This window comes from Bradyrhizobium sp. Bra64 (assembly GCF_024519875.1).
GTDB lineage: Bacteria > Pseudomonadota > Alphaproteobacteria > Rhizobiales > Xanthobacteraceae > Bradyrhizobium > Bradyrhizobium japonicum_G.
Genome location: NZ_JALJRD010000010.1, coordinates 38,210 through 56,519, shown reverse-complemented (window position 1 = coordinate 56,519; position 18,310 = coordinate 38,210). Strand labels below are relative to the sequence as shown.

15 protein-coding genes are annotated in these 18,310 nt (G+C 62.6%); 10 read left to right on the top strand and 5 right to left on the bottom strand.

All coding sequences use genetic code 11. The features are described from left to right. Positions 1-20 precede the first annotated feature (20 nt). Entirely contained in the window at positions 21-1,994 is a 1,974-nt protein-coding gene (locus NR187_RS25100) for a DUF3604 domain-containing protein (RefSeq protein WP_256808008.1), read from the bottom strand. A 434-nt stretch (positions 1,995-2,428) separates the two neighbouring features. Between NR187_RS25100 and NR187_RS25095 the strand changes: the two genes are divergently transcribed. From NR187_RS25095 to NR187_RS25085, 3 genes are all read left to right on the top strand, one after another. After that, complete coding sequence (locus tag NR187_RS25095; RefSeq protein WP_211385559.1) at positions 2,429-2,899, top strand: hypothetical protein; 471 nt, start codon at positions 2,429-2,431, stop codon at positions 2,897-2,899. A gap of 78 nt (positions 2,900-2,977) precedes the next feature. Next, entirely contained in the window at positions 2,978-3,856 is an 879-nt protein-coding gene (locus NR187_RS25090; protein WP_211385558.1) for a dienelactone hydrolase family protein, read from the top strand. A 20-nt stretch (positions 3,857-3,876) separates the two neighbouring features. After that, complete coding sequence (locus tag NR187_RS25085) at positions 3,877-4,503, top strand: invasion associated locus B family protein (RefSeq protein WP_211385557.1); 627 nt, start codon at positions 3,877-3,879, stop codon at positions 4,501-4,503. Here NR187_RS25085 and NR187_RS25080 read toward each other — a convergent pair. Next, on the bottom strand, positions 4,500-5,396 hold the full coding sequence (locus NR187_RS25080) for a DMT family transporter (RefSeq protein WP_211385556.1): 897 nt from the start codon (positions 5,394-5,396) through the stop codon (positions 4,500-4,502). The genes NR187_RS25085 and NR187_RS25080 overlap by 4 nt on opposite strands. Before the next feature lie 763 nt (positions 5,397-6,159). Between NR187_RS25080 and NR187_RS25075 the strand changes: the two genes are divergently transcribed. The 7 genes from NR187_RS25075 to NR187_RS25045 all read left to right on the top strand — a co-directional run bounded on the left by NR187_RS25075 (position 6,160) and on the right by NR187_RS25045 (position 15,526). Further along, positions 6,160-9,921: a vitamin B12-dependent ribonucleotide reductase gene (locus tag NR187_RS25075; RefSeq protein WP_256808007.1), complete on the top strand. Its 3,762-nt coding sequence runs from the start codon at positions 6,160-6,162 to the stop codon at positions 9,919-9,921. A gap of 56 nt (positions 9,922-9,977) precedes the next feature. Continuing rightward, a complete protein-coding gene (locus tag NR187_RS25070) occupies positions 9,978-10,184 on the top strand; it encodes a DUF2188 domain-containing protein (RefSeq protein ID WP_256808006.1) in 207 nt (68 codons plus the stop codon). 63 nt (positions 10,185-10,247) lie between these two features. Beyond that, positions 10,248-11,033: an ImmA/IrrE family metallo-endopeptidase gene (locus tag NR187_RS25065; RefSeq protein WP_256808003.1), complete on the top strand. Its 786-nt coding sequence runs from the start codon at positions 10,248-10,250 to the stop codon at positions 11,031-11,033. A 73-nt stretch (positions 11,034-11,106) separates the two neighbouring features. Next, positions 11,107-11,946, top strand: a complete 840-nt coding sequence (locus tag NR187_RS25060; protein WP_256808002.1) for an HAD family hydrolase — start codon at positions 11,107-11,109, stop codon at positions 11,944-11,946. A gap of 836 nt (positions 11,947-12,782) precedes the next feature. Continuing rightward, positions 12,783-13,901 (top strand): hypothetical protein, encoded by a 1,119-nt coding sequence (locus tag NR187_RS25055; RefSeq protein WP_256808001.1) that lies wholly within the window; start codon positions 12,783-12,785, stop codon positions 13,899-13,901. Positions 13,902-14,135: 234 nt separating this feature from the next. After that, entirely contained in the window at positions 14,136-14,651 is a 516-nt protein-coding gene (locus NR187_RS25050) for a ParB N-terminal domain-containing protein (RefSeq protein ID WP_256808000.1), read from the top strand. A gap of 140 nt (positions 14,652-14,791) precedes the next feature. Then, a complete protein-coding gene (locus tag NR187_RS25045; protein WP_372703277.1) occupies positions 14,792-15,526 on the top strand; it encodes a transglycosylase SLT domain-containing protein in 735 nt (244 codons plus the stop codon). Between the two features lie 68 nt (positions 15,527-15,594). Here the strand turns inward: NR187_RS25045 and NR187_RS25040 are convergent, their stop codons facing one another. The 3 genes from NR187_RS25040 to NR187_RS25030 form a co-directional block, all read right to left on the bottom strand. Continuing rightward, on the bottom strand, positions 15,595-16,599 hold the full coding sequence (locus NR187_RS25040) for an acyl-CoA desaturase (protein WP_211385552.1): 1,005 nt from the start codon (positions 16,597-16,599) through the stop codon (positions 15,595-15,597). 465 nt (positions 16,600-17,064) lie between these two features. After that, positions 17,065-17,346, bottom strand: coding sequence for a hypothetical protein (locus tag NR187_RS25035; RefSeq protein ID WP_211385551.1), 282 nt, complete (start codon positions 17,344-17,346; stop codon positions 17,065-17,067). Positions 17,347-17,501: 155 nt separating this feature from the next. Continuing rightward, a complete protein-coding gene (locus NR187_RS25030) occupies positions 17,502-18,179 on the bottom strand; it encodes a cell envelope biogenesis protein TolA (protein ID WP_211385550.1) in 678 nt (225 codons plus the stop codon). Between the last annotated feature and the right edge of the window lie 131 nt (positions 18,180-18,310).

Below are 18,310 nucleotides of genomic sequence, written 5' to 3'. Positions count from 1 at the left end.
GTCGAGTTGCAAGACGGCGTTCAAGGCGGGGGCAATGGTGTCCTGGTGCTGCGCGACGGCACGATCCGCGGCGGCGACTCGTTGGCAGCCGTGTACCAGATCGGCGACGTCCACGCCCGCTCCTGCACCGTGGCCGCCACGCCATCTAGCAACGGCAGCCTGGCGCGCACGGCATCATAGGTACTCCAGCGCGGTGTCGGAATCTGCAGCACGCGGGCGTAGTACAGCGCGTGCTGGGTAGGCTCGAATTCGTCGTCCACCCAGGTCCCGGTCAGTTGCGAACTGCCGGTTGCATTGCTGTAGGTGGCCGTCTTCAAATCAACCGTATTGGCCACAGGCGGCAGCTTGCCGTCCGGTCCGATCTTGCGGTCGCCCGACCATGCGATATTGACGATTTTCTCCTGCGGCGTGCCATCCGCGCCGATCCAGCCCTTGATGATCTGGATGCGATCGAGACTGGCGTCCTTCGGACCCTTGAGCGCCATCACGTTGAAACGCAACGGGCGCTTCTCGCCGGCGGCAACCGCCGGCAAGGTGGCCCCCATCGGCACGCCGAGCCGGTAGCCGTTCTCGACCGTGGCTTTCGGATTGGCGTCCGGTCCCGGAAGATCGAAGCCGGCGAACATGCGGACCTTGATGCGGACGCCGCTGGTGGCAAAGGTCTCCTTTGCCTTCATCGCGTCCCAGATGGCGCCGCGTGTGTTGCTGGTTGCCCAGACGCCCGTGAGCGCGCCGGGGTTCAGGTCGATGCCGCCGATCCAGCCGCCGACCTCCGCGGTCCGGCGTCGCTCGATGGTACCGTCAGCGGCGCCATGGCTGCCAACCTTGAAATTGCCTTCGTCCGTATCGGCCGGCGTGCCGTTGTGACTGTCCGTTCCGCCGACGATGCCGTATTTGTAGGGATTGGCACCTAGCGATCGCTCATACTCGAGGCCTTTGACAAGCCCGTAGCGGACGAAATTCTCCTTCTTGGCCACGCGCCCGCTGTAGTTCGCCATCGAGTCCGCGTTCTCGAAGTTTGCGAATTCATCGGCAGCCCAGAAATTCCGGTGAACCTCCGAATTGCCCTTCACCTGCATCATCTCGATCAGCGGCTCGAAATGGGCGCGCGTCCGTGCATAGGCGGCATCGATCGGCTTGCCCTGCGGATCGAGCGGGTCGAACATCATGCCCTTGCTGGCGTTCGAATTGTGCGGGACCGCAATCACCGATGCGCCGATTTTTTCAAGGCCGCCCATCCAGGCCCAAAGCGCGTCCTCGCGGTTGATCTCGATGTAGCTCATCGGTATCTCGGGCACGCGGATGTCCCGGAAAAACACGTTGCGGTGCAGATTGCCGCCCTTCGGCGCGGCGCTCCATTCGAACGCCGGTATCGTCGTGAACTTGCCGGGCTGATAGTTGCGCTCGGCGGCCTCGAGCTCGATGACCCACGCGCTCTTCGTCGTCTGCGGGCCCGCGAAGAAGGGTGGGTGCTGCGGCGTATCCGAGCGGTTGCTCTTTACGACATAGTTCAGGAACCAGGTTTCGCGGTCCTCGATCGAGGTCATCGACCGCAGTTCCTTCAGCTTGTCCTGATCATTTCCCGGCGCGCCCGCGACCATGGTCGAATACATCTCGCCGAGATATTCGGCGTGATCGGTCACTGCTGCGAAATCGAGCGGCTCGACGATGCGATGCAGCTGCCCGTTGACCGTCATTTTTTCGCCCTGCGCAAAGCGATACGCCCCATCCGGCGTAAGCCGCGCACCGCCGAGATAGGCGTCCAGCGAATAGGCGGTGTGGACGTGCGTTTCGCCGAAATAGGCCTCGCGCTGCGGATTTGACGGCGCCTTGGCTTCCGCGGCCACGATGCGAGCCTGCTCCTTCTGAATCGCGGGACTTGCGGCCATGAGCTTCAAGTCGTCCGCACGTGCCGAGACTGCGAGCAAGGACGCGGCCGCCAGCAAGCCGGCGCCTTGTCCGATTTTGGAGATCTCGCGAGCAATCTTCTTCATGTCGCCCCCCGCATTCGCTCACGGCCACGCCTCGATCTGCCGCAGCGCTTTGAGGATACCACGACAGACGACCGACATTGATGCCGGGCGATCAATTGGAGAATGCATTTTCCGTAGACGGGATCGCGCTGACACGCATCGCCGCAGCCGTTGTCGGGTGGCCTCTCGCCAATCGTCTTTGCCGGCAACCGCGATGATGTGACACCGCGAGATGCGGTATCGATCGTGCATTTCTCGAGCGGATTGCTTGTCCACGAACAATCTGCCCGGGGATTCCATGTTAGCGAGTTCGATCAATGGAATTTTGCGAGTGAAGATCGTCAAGCAGGATCGCGACGAGAAAGTCATTTGCGCCACCAACGCTGTCCTCATGGACACGAGGGAATAAGCCGGTCGCCACCGGTTGCGCCGAGCTTTTGACGTTGAGACGAACAATGAAGCGATACAAGAATATCTCGGGGATCTTTCTTGGCGTCGGACTGCTGGCGGGTGCGATCAATCCGGCCGCGGCTTGGCCGGCGCTCATCAGCGGCGCGACATTGACGCAGGATCTTCCGGATTCAGTTCTGTTGGTCCGCGCGCGGGGTGCGGACGCCAATCGCAACAAGAACGTGAATCGCAACACCAACGTGAACCGGAATACGAACGTCAGTAAGAATGCCAACGTCAACGTCAACAGGAACGCCAACGTCAACAGGAGCGCGAACGTCAACGTCAACGTTCGTCGTCCCGTCCGTGTCTGGGCTCCTCGCCCCTATTACGGAACCGTGGTCGCCGGCGTTGCGCTCGGAACGATGATCGTTGTCTCGGCCGCGGGCGCGGTGCCGCCCGCTCCGTCGCCAACGCTTTGTTGGTACTGGAGCGATCCTGCCATGACGGGCGGATATTGGGATTATTGCCAATAGACGTCCCTCGCAGAGCCGCCGCAAGCCCGGGGCGTTTTCGCGGTGCCGTGATCGCCGGAGGGAAACCTGGATATCTGGATGCTTTATCGGATCTGGCTGCTTGTTTTGTGCCTGCTGGTCAGCGCTGCCGATGCCGCCGGTTCAGCCAGCGCTGGCGATCAGGTGCGCGTCGAAGAGAAGCTGGTACTGCTCTCGACGCCCATTCCCCTCCTCGCCTACGAATTTCGCCCCGTCATCGCGGGCCCCCTCCCGCTAGTCGTTATGAACCACGGCGAGTCGCTGGATGCCACCGAGCGCAGCTTCTTCCCGCTGGTCGAATTCCGCGACGCCGCCTTCTGGTTTGCCCGGCAAGGCAATCTGGTCGTCGTTCCGATCCGGCCCGGCTTCGCGCGCACCGCGATCGATCTTCCCGAACGCGGGCTGTACGGCCTGTATTTCGGTGATGTCGGCATGTGTTCGGCGGTGAATTTCCGCGACCCGGGGATCGCCGTTGCAACCATTAACCAGTGGGTGATCGACCACATGATCGCTCAACACGAAGTGCTGCCGAAAGGCGTCATCGTCGTCGGGCAGTCGGGCGGAGGCTGGGGAGCCATCGCGCTCTCAAGCCTGAAGTCGGCCTCGATCCGGGCCATCGTCACCTTCGCGGCCGGCCGCGGCGGTCATGTTGACGGCAAGCCCAACAACAATTGCGCACCGGACAGGCTCATTGCGGCGGGCGGCGAGTTTGGCCGCACCGCCAACATCCCGATGCTGTCCATCTACGTCCACAACGATTCCTATTTTGGACCCGAATTGTCGAAACAGGTCCTGGACGCCTACCGGGCCGCCGGCGGCGATGCTGAATATCATCTGCTGCCGGATTTTGGCAAAGAGGGCCATTTCTTCTTCCATTCGGCCGATGCCATCCCGATCTGGTCGCCGATCGTCAGCCGCTTCCTGGATCAGCATCCTTAATCGCTCCGCGGAGATGAATCATGGCGCGGACCGCGTCCTCATTGTTGGCTTTGGCGGTTATCGTCCTCGCAGCGGGAGCGGGAGCGGGAGGAAGCGCCAGCGGACAGGAGTCCAATCCGGCAACCAGGGGCGCCGCTTCGAAATCTCCCGAAGCGATGATCGAAGCCCGCGGCGAGCGTCAGCTCAGGCAGCTCAGGTTCTCCGGCTGGCGCAAACTGTGTTTCCAGCCCGCCGAGGCCATGATCTGCCGGACGAGCATCGCCGGCGCGACCGAGGCGGGCCAGGAGATGCTGCGGGTCGATTTGATCGAAGGCGCAGCCGGCACGGGCGGGCGGTTGCAGATCTTCGTGCCTCCGATGTTGTTCCTGGAGGCTGGCGTCAGGGTCATCATTGACAAAGGCAATGCCGTCGACGTCCCCTTTGCCTGGTGCTTCTCCAACACATGCGTCGCGGCGCGCGCCGTGGATGCGGCCTTCATTCGGCGGATGAAGACCGGGCGGGACGTAACTCTGAAAGTCGTCGATTCCCGCATTTCGACCGTCATGACATCGGTGCCGCTCGATCAGTTCGCGTCGGTCAATCAGGGAGCACCGAACCTCATGTTCGGCCGAAGCCTGGAGCCCTCGCCTTCGCGCGGCACGCCCTAGCGCGTCGCCAGCAGCACGGCGGCGAGCGTGAAGATCAGCGCGGCGATCTGGCCTGGCCCCAGCGGCTCGCCAAGCGCGATCGCGGAGGCGACCACGCCGATGACAGGCACGGCCATGGTGCCGATCGCGGCCACCGAGGCCGGCAGGCGCGACAGCGCGGCGAACCAGCTGACATAGGCGATGCAGAACTGCACCACGGTCGAATAGACCAGCAGCCACCAGCCGACCGGCGTCACCTTGTCCAGATGCGAAGTCTCCACCAGCAGGCCGATGATCGAGATCGGCAGGCAGCCGATCCCGATCTGCCAGGCCGCGGCGGTGATCGGCGGCAGACGGATCGGGTATTTCTTCGAGAACACCGTGCCCAGCGCAAAACCGATCGCGCCGAACAGCGCCATGATGATGCCCGGCAGCTTTTCCGCGCTGGCGGCAATGCCGTTGCCGCCCATGATCGAGCCGAGCCCGACAAAGGCCATCACCAGCGCCAGCGTGCGCAGCAAGGTCGGCCGCTCGCCCAGCACCGGCCAGGCGATGATCGAGGCCCAGACCGGCATGGTGTAGGCGATCAGCGCCGCTTCGCTCGCCGGCAGCCAGAGCAGCGCCAGGCCCATCAGCACCATCCAGCCGGTGACGTTGAGCATGGCGGCGGTGAACAGCCGCGGCCAGATCTCGCGCGCGACCTTGAGGCTGTCGCCGCGGACCAAAGCGAGCGCCGCCAGCAGCACCGCGCCGAGCACGCCGGTAACCCCGCGCAGGGTCAGCGGCGGCAACTCGCCGAGCAGGAACTTCGTCACCGGCCAGTTGAAGCCCCAGCCCACCGAGGTGATGGCAAGGAACATCAGGCCGGCCGGGGCGATGCGCGGTCGCGCATCCCGGCGGGTCGAATCGAGCATGTGGGCAGTCCGGCAAAAGGTGGCTCAGCTTGGCCCGGATTCGCTGCTCCCACCACCACCCCGGCGGGCATGCCTGCCCTCACCTTCCGTAGCCCTACGTGAGTCCCCTTTGCGCAACCCCGTTGCCCAAAAATATACCTGCCCTGTGAACAGCGGGATGAAGGGTCCCGAACACTGCGGGAGACAAATTTTTTCGGTTGGGAATCCTTCAGGACTCACCGATACTTGGCTCCACAACAGGCGCGGGCTTGCCCCCTGTTATCCCCCGCAATCCACCATATTTAGTATTTGATTCAGGAACTCGCACTAGTTCTTGACGGGCGCAACGGAGAGTCCTAGCTTTCGGTCCGTTCGGCGCGAGTGAGTTTGCGTCCCGCCGGCACTCCCCCAAAGGGTCCGCAAAACTGCACTCCGCCCCGCCAGACGAAGGCAGCGGAAAGAGGGCTTGTCTGCCCCGCGAAAGCGGATCTTTCGGGCGCCGGAACGGGCTGGAAATAGGCTCGAATGGCAATGGTTGAAGTTGTGATGTTGTGGGGCGTTGAACGTATGTCGGACGCATTGCCTTGGGGGCGGATGGGTCTGGACATGCCGTCGGAGGAAAGGTGCTCGCACCTCGCCGTCGCCGGGAGAACAAGGGCCGGGTCCACCGGCTGAACTGCGAAGCCTTTGAGCCCGAAGTGGCCCTTGAGGATTCGCGAACCGAAATGTCGACCCGGGTGCCTTGCGGAGGCAGTCCGGCTAAAAATAAGGACGGGGCAAGACCATGCGGATTGAGCGGCGCCACACCACTTCGGGACAGTCACCTTATGCCGGGATCGATTTCCGGCTGACCACGTCGGAAATCAGGAATCCCGACGGCTCGGTCGTGTTCAAGCTTGAGAACGTCGAAGTTCCGACCGAATGGTCGCAGGTCGCCTCGGACGTGCTGGCCCAGAAATATTTCCGCAAGGCGGGCGTTGCCGCGCGCCTGAAGAAGGTCGAGGAGGAATCCGTCCCCTCCTTCCTGTGGCGCTCGGTGCCCGACACCGAGGCCCTCGCTGCTCTCCCCGAGAAGGAGCGCTATGTCAGCGAGCTCAGCGCCAAGCAGGTGTTCGACCGCCTCGCCGGCTGCTGGACCTATTGGGGCTGGAAGGGCGGTTACTTCACCTCCGACGAGGACGCCCAGACCTTCTACGACGAGCTGCGCTACATGCTGACCATGCAGATGGTCGCGCCGAACTCGCCGCAATGGTTCAACACCGGCCTGCACTGGGCCTATGGCATCGACGGCCCCGGCCAGGGCCATTATTACGTCGACCCCTTCAGCGGCAAGCTGACCAAGTCCAAATCGGCCTACGAGCACCCGCAGCCGCACGCCTGCTTCATCCAGGGCGTCGGTGACGACCTCGTCAACGAGGGCGGCATCATGGACCTCTGGGTCCGCGAGGCCCGCCTGTTCAAGTACGGCTCCGGCACCGGCTCCAACTTCTCGCGCCTGCGCGGCGAAGGCGAAAAGCTCTCCGGCGGCGGCCGCTCGTCCGGCCTGATGAGCTTCCTCAAGATCGGCGACCGCGCAGCGGGCGCGATCAAGAGCGGCGGCACCACCCGCCGCGCCGCCAAGATGGTCGTCGTCGACGTCGATCACCCCGACATCGAGACCTATATCGACTGGAAGGTGAAGGAGGAGCAGAAGGTCGCCGCTCTCGTCACCGGCTCCAAGATCAACCAGAAGCACCTCAAGGCGGTGCTGAAGGCCTGCGTCAACTGCGAGGGCTCGGGCGACGATTGCTTCGATCCCGAGAAGAATCCTGCCCTGCGCCGCGAGATCAAGCTCGCGCGCCGCAGCCTCGTGCCCGACAATTACATCAAGCGCGTCATCCAGTTCGCCAAGCAGGGCTACAAGGACATCCAGTTCGACGTCTACGACACCGACTGGGATTCGGAAGCCTATCTCACCGTCTCGGGGCAGAACTCCAACAACTCGGTCTCGCTGCGGGACGACTTCCTGCGCGCGGTGGAAACCGACGGCGACTGGAATCTCGTCGGACGCACCACCAAGAAGATCACCAAGACGCTGAAGGCGCGCGACCTCTGGGAAAAAATCGGCTACGCCGCCTGGGCGTCGGCCGATCCGGGCCTGCACTTCAACACCACCATGAACGACTGGCACACCTGCAAGGCGTCCGGCGACATCCGCGCCTCCAATCCGTGCTCGGAATACATGTTCCTGGACGACACGGCGTGCAACCTCGCCTCCGCCAATCTGCTGACGTTCTACGACACCACCACCAAGCACTTCGACGTCGACGGCTACGAGCATCTCTGCCGGCTCTGGACCATCGTGCTCGAAATCTCCGTGATGATGGCGCAGTTCCCGTCCAAGGCGATCGCCGAGCTCTCCTACGAGTTCCGCACCCTCGGCCTCGGCTATGCCAATATCGGCGGCCTGCTGATGACCATGGGCCTGCCCTATGACAGCAAGGAAGGCCGTGCGATCGCCGGCGCGCTGACCGCGATCATGACCGGCATCACCTACAAGACCTCGGCGGAGATGGCGTCCGAGCTCGGCACCTTCCCCGGCTACAAGAAGAACGCCGCGCACATGCTGCGCGTGATCCGCAACCACCGCCGCGCCGCCCATGGCCAGTCCAACGGCTACGAAGCGCTCTCGGTCAACCCGGTGCCGATGGACCTCGTCTCCTGCCCGCAGGTCGACCTGGTCGCGCATGCGCAGGCGGCCTGGGATGCGGCGCTCGAGCTCGGCGAGAAGCACGGCTATCGCAACGCCCAGACCACGGTGATCGCGCCGACCGGCACGATCGGCCTCGTCATGGATTGCGACACCACCGGCATCGAGCCAGACTTCGCGCTGGTGAAGTTCAAGAAGCTCGCCGGCGGCGGCTACTTCAAGATCATCAACCGCGCGGTGCCCGCGGCGCTCCGCGCGCTCGGCTATCGCGAGAGCGACATCGCCGAGATCGAGGCCTATGCCGTCGGCCACGGCTCGCTCTCCAACGCGCCCGGCATCAACGCCTCGACGTTGAAGGCCAAGGGCTTCACCGATGAGGCCATCGCCAAGGTCGAGAAGGCCCTGCCGACCGCCTTCGACATCAAGTTCGCCTTCAACAAGTGGACCTTTGGCGAGGATTTCATCCGCGACCAGTTGGGCATTGGTGCCGAAGCCATTGCCGCACCGGGCTTCGACCTCCTCCAGGCCGTCGGATTTACAAAACGCGAGATCGAGGCGGCCAACGTCCACATCTGCGGCGCGATGACGGTGGAAGGTGCCCCGCACCTCAAGGCCGAGCACTATCCGGTGTTCGACTGCGCCAACCCCTGCGGCAAGATCGGCAAGCGCTACCTGTCGGTCGAGAGCCACATCCGCATGATGTCGGCGGCGCAGCCCTTCATCTCGGGCGCGATCTCCAAGACCATCAACATGCCGAACGACGCCACGGTGGAGGACTGCAAGTCCGCCTACATGCTGTCGTGGAAACTCGCCTTGAAGGCCAACGCGCTCTATCGCGACGGCTCGAAGCTCAGCCAGCCGCTCAACTCGCAGCTCATCTCCGACGATGAGGAGGAGGACGATGCGGTCGAGGCCTTCCACGACAAGCCGATGGCGGCACGCACCGCCCAGGTGGCCGAAAAGGTCGTCGAGAAGCTGGTCGAGCGCATCATCGTGATGCGCGAGCGCGAGAAGATGCCGGATCGCCGCAAGGGCTACACCCAGAAGGCGGTCGTCGGCGGCCACAAGGTCTACTTGCGCACCGGCGAGTACGACGATGGCCGTCTCGGCGAGATCTTCATCGACATGCACAAGGAAGGCGCGGCGCTGCGCTCCTTCATCAACAATTTCGCCATCGCGGTGTCGCTGGGCCTGCAATACGGCGTGCCGCTCGACGAATATGTCGATGCCTTCACCTTCACCCGCTTCGAGCCGGCGGGTCCCGTGCAGGGCAACGACAGCATCAAGTACGCGACCTCGATCCTCGACTACGTCTTCCGCGAGCTGGCGGTGAGCTACATGTCGCGCTTCGATCTCGCCCATGTCGATCCGACCGAGTCGAACTTCGACGCGCTCGGCAAGGGCGTCGAGGAAGGCAAGGAGCCGGGCGATGGCCACCACGCCAACAAGCTGGTGTCGCGCGGCCTCACCCGCTCCCGCACCGACAACCTCGTCGTGATGCGCGGCGGCTCGGCCGCGGTCGTCTCGGGCAACGACAGCGCCCCGACCGGCGGCTCCAAGGTCACCGCCCTCGCCTCGCACGGCGCAGGCCGTGCCGGCGACGTCCTGGAAGGCGCGGTCGCGCTGAAGCAGGAAGTGGCCCACGACCTCTCACCCACCGAGAAGCTCGAAGCCCTGCAGTGGAGCAAGTCCGGCACCGCGCAGACCCTCGTGCCCTCAAAGGCCGAGCGCCGCGCGGAAGCGAAAGCAAAAGGCTACGAAGGCGAGATGTGCAGCGAGTGCGGCAACTTCACCTTAGTGAGAAACGGCACGTGCATGAAATGTGACACGTGCGGTTCAACAACTGGTTGCTCTTAAAGTAGAAATGCCCGGGGTTCGCCCCGGGCATTTTGCTAAATGCGCAAGGAGTGAAGATGAAAGACAAACGCATCTACATCGAACGGCGCGATGAAGGCGATTACGCTGTTCGTCGAGCAAATTCTGAGCGTGCCAGCGACGTGCTGCCCACACAGCGCGAGGCGATAGCTCGAGCAAAAGAGCTCAGCCCGGAAAGTCGCCCGCATGTTGAACGCGTCCGGGAAACCTCGCGCGGCTCCCCCGACAAATGGCGCAAGGCGTAGTGTCGTTTTTTTCAGGGCCATTTGGAGGGAGGTCAAGTAGGGACGAAGTGACGGGATGAAGCAATGTCAGATGATTACAAAGTCGATGGCCTTAGCAATGCACAGGTTAGGGCACTAGCAAAACGCTCCCGAGCCTACTTGAGGTTTTCTGAAGCCGATTTCATCGACGTATTGGCCCTCGAGCAAGTAGACCACATTTGGACGGTCCATGGTCCCAAGCCATTCCGTTTAGAAGCCGTTTCAGACTCCGAACTCCTAACAGACTCTGGTCTCACCACATTCGATGGAGTTCATATTCTCACTCGTGTTCGGCGAAGTGTCCGCCGAGACGCATTGCTTGGCCACGGGTACCCGCGATTTACCTATGCGCACGAGCTGGGGCACGCCACGCTCCATCCTCGACACCTGCTGCAAGGCGCCTCGATGCCGCGCCGGCGACAAGGCAATACAAAGTTCAATTGGATTCCAAGCTTTCAGTCTGCGGAGCATCAAGCTATGGTGTTCGCCGCAGCTTTCCTCATCAACGACGAGACTGCACGCAACTTATCGACGGCGGACGATGTCGCTATTCGATATGGGCTGAGCCTTGAGGCTGCTCGAATCTATTTCGAACAACTGCTGGAAGAGATTGAGAGACCTCTCTCCGCCGAAAGAGTTCGTCGAATGGCTGACGAATTCAAAGCTATTGTTGGAGGGAATGAATCCGGCAAGCGGACCATCTCATTCCTTGACGATCCTTGCTTATCTTGCGGCCAGAAGGAACTCTTTCCGGTCAATGGGTCAAGGTACATGTGTCGGGCTTGCGAGAGAGTCTATGATCGATATCAGGACGGCGATCAAGCTGGTTAGCACCTAAGCCGGGAGCTGACGAACAAAATCAGAAGTACCGAGCGCTTAAGGACGAGAGGTCACAGGAATTACGATGGCTAAGAAACTGATTCCAATGGCCATTGCCTACGATTTCGATGGCACCCTAGCGCCAGGCAACATCCAGGAGAACAGCTTTATTCCAGCAATAGGAATGAAGAAGCTTGATTTTTGGCGGCAAAACAAGGCCCGCGCGGAGCGGCACGAAGCTGACGAAGTTCTTTCTTACATGACATTCATGCTTGAGCGAGCGACGGCCGTCGACGCACCAGTTCGCAAACGAGACTTTGCAGAGCATGGAAAGACCGTAACTCTTTTTAAAGGCGCCAACGACTGGTTCGATCATATCGATGCCTATGCGAAGATGCGACACGTCAAGTTGCAACACTTCATTATTTCGTCTGGCATCAAAGAAATGATTGAAGCGACAAAGATCGGTAAGAAATTCGCCAAGGTGTTCGCTTCGTCTTTTGCATATGACGCAAACGGTGCAGCGAAGTGGCCTGCACTAGCGATAAACTACACCACGAAGACCCAATACCTTTTCCGCATCAACAAGGGATCTCTCAGCGTTCACGATCACGGCCTCATCAATGACTTCGTCCCGCACGAGGATCGGCCGGTACCATTTACAAACATAATCTTCATCGGCGATGGAGAGACCGATATTCCGTGCATGCGGCTTGTCCGAGACCAAGGGGGTCATTCCATCGCAGTCTATCAGCCCGGAAGCAAATCCAAGAAAGCGCGCGCGGAAAAGCTCATTCATGACAAGCGCGCTGACTTCATTGCACCTGCCGACTATTCTGAGGGCCGTCGATTGGATCAAATTCTTTGCGCGATTATTGACAAAGTGGCAGCGAACCACGCTGTTCACGTCATGGAGCGCGGCTAATCTAAATCGCTGAAGTCTTTTCGTCGAATTACGGTGACAGTTCCGGACTGCACCCCTCAAGTGAGACACGATAATCGCGGTGATCGTTGCGCCTCGGACAGGCGGCCACCAAGCCCGGCTCAACCGGTTACTCGGTGGCCGCTGCGCCAAGACAGGCTACGAGACCAGCTAGTAGCAAGGGGGATAAGGTTCGTAGCCGCAACGGCGATAGCCTCCGTAGGCTCCGTACGCCCCGTAAGCAGCGGCACCGACCGCAGCAGCTCCGACGCCCACGGCAACTCCGCGGCGCACGGCTGCACCACGATAGACGCCACCGCGATAGACACCGCCGTGATGAACACCAACCCGACCAACCCCAACGGCGCCTCTTCGATACGCGAAGGCGTCAGTCGAAACAGTCACTATGCAGGCTATGCCAATGACAGCGGATGCGGTAAGTGAAACGATGGTTCGGCGCGACATGGCCACTCTCCTTCCTGGACTGGAACGGTTCGTCAGCGTAATTCGCCGATGAGCGGGTATGTTGATTTAGAACAATGCGGGCCGTTGCGATCCGGCCGCCGGGTTCACGACGGGACAGTGAAGCTGTCACGCTTACCTGCATCGGCATCAGCGGAACAACACCGATTTCGGCCATGGACCTGACGTTCGCGACGCATGTCGGTTCGGCAACGCCCAATTGCGAGTTCAGTGCCGGGCTGCGATCCGCTGCGCCCCCGAGCCCGCCATAATTTCTCCTTCGCACGCGCGTTGTGTTGGACAGTGGCGGGACCTATGCTTCCAGCGATCGGACTGCCGAACTCCCATTGACGCCAGACTGGTTGGAGAGCGCATCGGTGCCTGACGCGGACGACCCCAAACCTGACAACCAAAAGCCTGATACCCAAAAGCCTGATAGCCAGAAGCCTGACGCGCCCAAGCCGGACGCGGTGCGCGCCGATGGCGGGCTGGCGCGGGCCTATGACCAGATCAAGAGCGCAGAGCAGGACCTGGCGCGGCTGGACCGGCTGGTTTCCGGAATGGAACGCGGCAGCGAAGGCCCGCGGATCTCGCAACCAAGCGCCGGTGCGGAGGCAGCCAGGACTCTTGAGGACAAGACTCCTGAGAACAAGACTCCTGAGCACAAGACTTCCGAGGACAAGACTCCCAAGGCGCCGGCGCCGGACAGCAAAATTCGCGATCAAGGCCTGAAGCAAGGTCGGCCCATGCTGCGCGCTGTGGTTGGCCTCGTACTGGTGATCGGCGTCCTCGGTGCCGCCTTCGCTTCGCAATATCGCGATGACGCCAGGTCTATGGGCAAGTCGATCATGGCGCGATGGGCTCCGCCGGCCGCCAGCGAGCCCCCGCAAGCGTCCGCGGTTGACACTCCGGCGCAGCCGCCGGCACTGCAACTGGCTGCTGTGGATCAGCCTGGTCCGGTGCCCGCGCCGCCGCCCAGCAAGGAGCCGACGCTCAGCAAGGAAACGGAAAGCGCTCCAAGACCTGACACTCCAAGACCTGACACTCCAAGACCTGACACTCCAAGACCTGACACTCCAAGAACTGGCGCCACAGCGCCCGACCCATCATCGTCTGATCTCGCGCAAGCGCTCAAGACCATCACGAGCGAGCTTGCGAGCATCAACGGAAAGCTCGAGCAACTGAAAAGCCGCAGCGAGCAGACGCTGCGCGAGCAGGCCGACACCATTCAGCAGCTCAAGACGGCGCAGGAGAAGGCTGCGGCGGACAATGCGCGCCTCGCCGCGCAGGTCCAGGCGCTGCAAACGCAACCGACGGCTTCGTCCGCATCTTCATCCGTGAAACCCGTCGTGCGGAGCGTGGTGAACAACGACAATGCTGCGCCTGCACGGCCGCACGTGCAAGCGGCCGCACCCCGGCGGCCCAGGCCGCCGCCGCGAGGACCCTGGATGCCCCCGCCCTATATGGGCGACCCCTACGGCGATCCGTATTGGTAGGCCCGCAGGGCGGATGGGCCGACGGCGTGGAGCGCCGTTCGCTGGCGAACTGTCTGCTCCCCGTCGGCCGTTGACCTCGATCGGCTTCCCTGCATCCGCGTTCAAGGCCACAAGCCTCCGTGCCATGCACAAGACCCTGCCGCCGAAATGGCCTTTGCCGTCGCGCCCATCCCTCCTAAACTCCCAACCCATCGGCATGGGTTCCGACGGGCCCGGTAGAAGCGGAGTCGAGTTATGCCCACACCGGAGAGCTTCCCGATCGAGAAGATTTTCGTTCCCACGAAAATGAAGAAGGCCATCAAGCCCGAGATCGTCGGGGAGATCGCGGAAAGTATTCTGGACATCGGCCAACAGGCCCCCATTGTCGTTCGGCCCGACGGAGACCGCCTCGTTCTGGTCGAGGGGCTGCATCGGCTCGAAGCCTGCAAGGCGCTCGGCGAGACAACCATTATCGGTGTCATCGTCCCGGCGGAGCTTGCTCAACACAGGCCGCTGCTGTCCGAAAGTCCCGAAGTCGACGCAGAGCGCATCAAGATGGCGCGATTGAAAAAGCTGCGCCTCGAGAAGGAAGCCGCAGAGGCATCGACGGCTGCCTTGAAGGGCGCTGGCGCAACGGAAGCACCGCGCACCCGTCCGACGAAAGGCGTCCGTGATAATCCGAAGGCATCCCCAGGCCGGACTGCGAAATCGACACCGAAAACATTGTCGGACTGGATCACGCAGCAAAAGGGCAGCGGCGGCCGCTATTGATGGCCGGCTCCAGATCTTGAGATCACAGCGTCTTGAGATCACAGCTCGAATTGCGGTGACAGTGCTGCGCAAGCGCAATGCCAGGAAAACGCAGCCACTTCGTCCCTCGCTTTCGCAACCTCCGAAGAGGCGCTCGGCGGATGCGCAAGGCGTTCGCCCACGCACCGCGGATCGTCCGGATCGCGCTCAGCGTGGCAGTCTTGCTTGCGGCCCTCGCCCTCCTCAACATCGCCTATCAAATCATCCGCAAACCAACCGAACTCTTCGCCCTCGTCGGCAACACCCTCGACAAGGAGGCCGCCGAGACCTGGCGGCAATACGGTCCGCTCTTCCGCACCTATTCCACCGCGACGATCACGCCCGAATTGCTGGCAGCCCTTGCGCAGGTCGAGAGTTCAGGCAATCCGGTGGCGCGCACCTACTGGCGCTGGCGATGGAGTTTCAATCCGCTCGCGATCTACCGGCCCGCCTCCAGCGCCGTCGGCCTCTTCCAGATGACCGATCCGGCCTTCTCGGAGGCTGCGCGGTTCTGTGTCCACGGCAATGCGGTCACGGACACCGGCTGCGGTTCTGCCTTCCTCTACACCCGCGCGATCCCGAGCCACGCCATCGAGCTGGCCTCGGTGTATCTGGACCGCAATGTCGCGCTGGTTCTTTCCCTCGCGGGCGATGGGAAGCCAAGCGCGCAGCAGAAGCAGGATCTGGCCGCCTTCATCCATCTCTGCGGCGCAGGTCCCGCCACGGCCTATGCGCGCCGCAAGTTTCAGATGCTGCCCGGCGAGCGCTGCGGCGATCATCTCGTCGCGGGCTATGTCGCCAGGGTCAACGCGATGAAGCGGCAGTTTTTGCGGCTTGCGGCGGATGACGATAATTAGCGCACGGTCCGCAGGATGGGGAGAGCACTTGCGAAACCCATCATTCCACGGCGGCGGCTATTCGTGCTTCAGACCGCCGCTTCCGTATCCGGCACCGAAGCCTTCCCGCCCTCCGCACCTGCGCGCGCAGCCCGGCTTCCGGCCATGAAGATATCGTGCACGAGGCCGAGCTTGCCCAATCCCAGAATGATCAGGCCGTTGATGTCGATCTCGTACCAGGCGTGCGACAGATAGGCGTCGCGCGGAAAGCGGTGATGGTTGTTGTGCAGCCCCTCGCCGAAGGTGAGGATCGTTGTCACCAGCTCGTTGGTGGTGCCGTCGTCGGTCTTGAAGCGGCGGTAGCCGTAGTGGCCCTCGCTGTGGCAGACCGAGTTCACGAGCGAGGTCGCCATGGTCATGAGATAGCTGCGGAACAGGCCGGAGAACAACACGCAGCCGATCATCGTGTGCACGCCGCCGAACGCGTAGCCGATCGCGCCCGGAATGATCACCGCCGAGATCGCGTACCAGTACCAGCGCGTCCTGGTGAAGAACATCGAGATCGGGTCGGCCAGGATATCCTTGGCGTAGTATTCGCCGTCGGTCGTGGCCTGGTCCCACACCCAGCCGCCTTGCGCATGCATGAATCCCTTGACGAAGCTGAGATAGCGGTTGCCGCTGCCGTCATAGTAAGGGCTGTGGACGTCGCCGGGCTTGTCGGAGTGAAGATGGTGCCGGCGATGGTTGCTCACCCACTTCAGGATCGAGCCCTGCACCGCCAGCGTGGCGATCGCGGCGAAGATCGTGCGCATGACCGGATTGCACCGAAAGCTCCGGTGCACGAAGTAGCGATGCATGAAGCCGATCCCGATCGTGGTCAGCACGAACATGCCGACGAAGACCGAAACCTCGACACGGCCGATGCCCTGCCAGACCGCCCAGACCAGCGCGGCGATCGAACCGCCGATCATGAAGCCGAACGCGATATAGGAATCGAGAAACTTGGCGTCGACCACCGGACCTTCGAACAGCACGCCCGGCGGCATTTTCGGGTCCGCATCTGCTTCCGACGCCACGCTTTCGATTACGGTCATTTCAGCCAGTCCATTTACGGAAAATTAACGCTACTGCAGCGCAACCTATAGACGCATGTTGTTTCTCGCAAGGACCCGGGCGGCCGTAGGAGCACGGAGTCCGGACCTGAAAAGACGCGATCAGAGGAAAAACAGGCGAGATTTCAACGCTCGCGCGTTAACCAAGCGCACAGTCTGCGCAATCCGAACCCCACAATGCCGACGGCGAGCGCTGCGGCGATCACCCGTCGCAAGCCAAGGGTCAACGCGATGAAGCGGCAATTTCTGCGGCTTGCGGCGTCATGAGACCCTCATGGTGAGGAGCGCGAAGCGCGTCTCGAACCATGAAGGCCCGGATCTCGCCCGGAGCCATCCTTCGAGACGCGCGTTCCGCGTTCCTCGGGATGAGGACAGAAGTGGGGTTGACGCAGTCAACCCCACCCACCCGACGCTCTATTCATTCCATTCCGCGTCCGTCGGTGGCCTTCACCACCAATACGGCCAGCGCCATCCCTCATAGCGCACATATGACGGCACCAGCGGCGGGCCGTAGGGATCGACGCGATCGTCTTCAGGGCGATAACGATACCGCGGAACAATGTTGTAATCCCACGGCGTTGGCCTGAGCACGGGCGCCGTGACGACAAGCCTCTGCTGCGGCTCGCGAACGACATAGGCCTTTCGCGCCCGGGCTTCAGCACCTGACGTGCCCAGGCTGCACAGGACCAGGGCCGTTCCGAACGCACACGCGGCGGTGTTTATCTTCATGCGTTGTCTCCTTCCCGCCAGAGTGCAAAAGGACGCCAAGCAAGGCAAGCTGAATTCGCTGCCCGCGACCGTCATTGCGAGGAGCCCTTGCGACGAAGCAATCCAGCCTGCCTCGGCGGAGGGATTCTGGATTGCTTCCGCGCTTCGCACGCCCCCTACTCCCGCGCCCGGCGCACCGCCTCCGCCAGCTTCACCCTCTGCTTGTCCCACCGGGCCTGCTCCGCCTCGGCGCGCTGATCCAGCGCGGCGCGCTCGGCTTCGATCGCCTCGGCTCGAACCTCGTGCTCGCGCCTGGCCTCGTCCAAGGCCGCCTGCGCGGTCGCCACCGCCTTGTCACGCCGCGCGCGCTGCCTGGCGCGGGCCGCCTCCTCCTTGCGGCGCTCGGCGTCCCGGCGCCGCTCTTCCTTCTCGAACGCCGCGGCGGCCTTTTGCGCTTGCCGGTCGTCGATTTTGCGGGACGGTTTGCCTGCGCTCCTGGCCGCGCGCTTGTCTGATCTGGACTTGGCCTTGGACCTGGCCTTGGACTTAGCCTCAGATCTGGCTTTGCGCTTCGGCCCGGCCTCGCCGTCCGCAAGATCGGTCGGCAGCGCGGCGTTCTCGCTGAATGCGCCGTCCGATCCGACCGGGCGCCTGAGCACGATGCCGGGGCTGGCCATGGTCGCGGCGACGATGTCGGGGTCGTCGGTCTCCTTCGCGACGCCCTGATGGAACAGGTTGGAGCTGGCGCCCCAGGCCTCCAGCGCCGCCTTCATCGAGGGCGCGGCGACCGCCTGGTCGTAGAAGCCGAGCGAGGTCTGGTAGGTCTTGAGTTTTCTTTGCGGTGTCTTCGGCATCTCGCCCCACGGCCGGCGCGGCGAGGCACAAGCACCCTGGCCGTCGCAACCTTCGCCACGATGCCATCATGCCCCTGTTTTGCCCGACGGGTCAAACGATTTTCGGTATCGCCGAAGTCACCGCTTGGCCC

Bases quoted from the DNA above. Each gene is read 5' to 3' on its own strand.
- NR187_RS25100 (WP_256808008.1), bottom strand. From the start codon at position 1,994: ATGAAGAAGATTGCTCGCGAGATCTCCAAAATCGGACAAGGCGCCGGC.
- NR187_RS25095 (WP_211385559.1), top strand. From the start codon at position 2,429: ATGAAGCGATACAAGAATATCTCGGGGATCTTTCTTGGCGTCGGACTG.
- NR187_RS25090 (WP_211385558.1), top strand. From the start codon at position 2,978: ATGCTTTATCGGATCTGGCTGCTTGTTTTGTGCCTGCTGGTCAGCGCT.
- NR187_RS25085 (WP_211385557.1), top strand. From the start codon at position 3,877: ATGGCGCGGACCGCGTCCTCATTGTTGGCTTTGGCGGTTATCGTCCTC.
- NR187_RS25080 (WP_211385556.1), bottom strand. From the start codon at position 5,396: ATGCTCGATTCGACCCGCCGGGATGCGCGACCGCGCATCGCCCCGGCC.
- NR187_RS25075 (WP_256808007.1), top strand. From the start codon at position 6,160: ATGCGGATTGAGCGGCGCCACACCACTTCGGGACAGTCACCTTATGCC.
- NR187_RS25070 (WP_256808006.1), top strand. From the start codon at position 9,978: ATGAAAGACAAACGCATCTACATCGAACGGCGCGATGAAGGCGATTAC.
- NR187_RS25065 (WP_256808003.1), top strand. From the start codon at position 10,248: ATGTCAGATGATTACAAAGTCGATGGCCTTAGCAATGCACAGGTTAGG.
- NR187_RS25060 (WP_256808002.1), top strand. From the start codon at position 11,107: ATGGCTAAGAAACTGATTCCAATGGCCATTGCCTACGATTTCGATGGC.
- NR187_RS25050 (WP_256808000.1), top strand. From the start codon at position 14,136: ATGCCCACACCGGAGAGCTTCCCGATCGAGAAGATTTTCGTTCCCACG.
- NR187_RS25045 (WP_372703277.1), top strand. From the start codon at position 14,792: ATGCGCAAGGCGTTCGCCCACGCACCGCGGATCGTCCGGATCGCGCTC.
- NR187_RS25040 (WP_211385552.1), bottom strand. From the start codon at position 16,599: ATGACCGTAATCGAAAGCGTGGCGTCGGAAGCAGATGCGGACCCGAAA.
- NR187_RS25035 (WP_211385551.1), bottom strand. From the start codon at position 17,346: ATGAAGATAAACACCGCCGCGTGTGCGTTCGGAACGGCCCTGGTCCTG.
- NR187_RS25030 (WP_211385550.1), bottom strand. From the start codon at position 18,179: ATGCCGAAGACACCGCAAAGAAAACTCAAGACCTACCAGACCTCGCTC.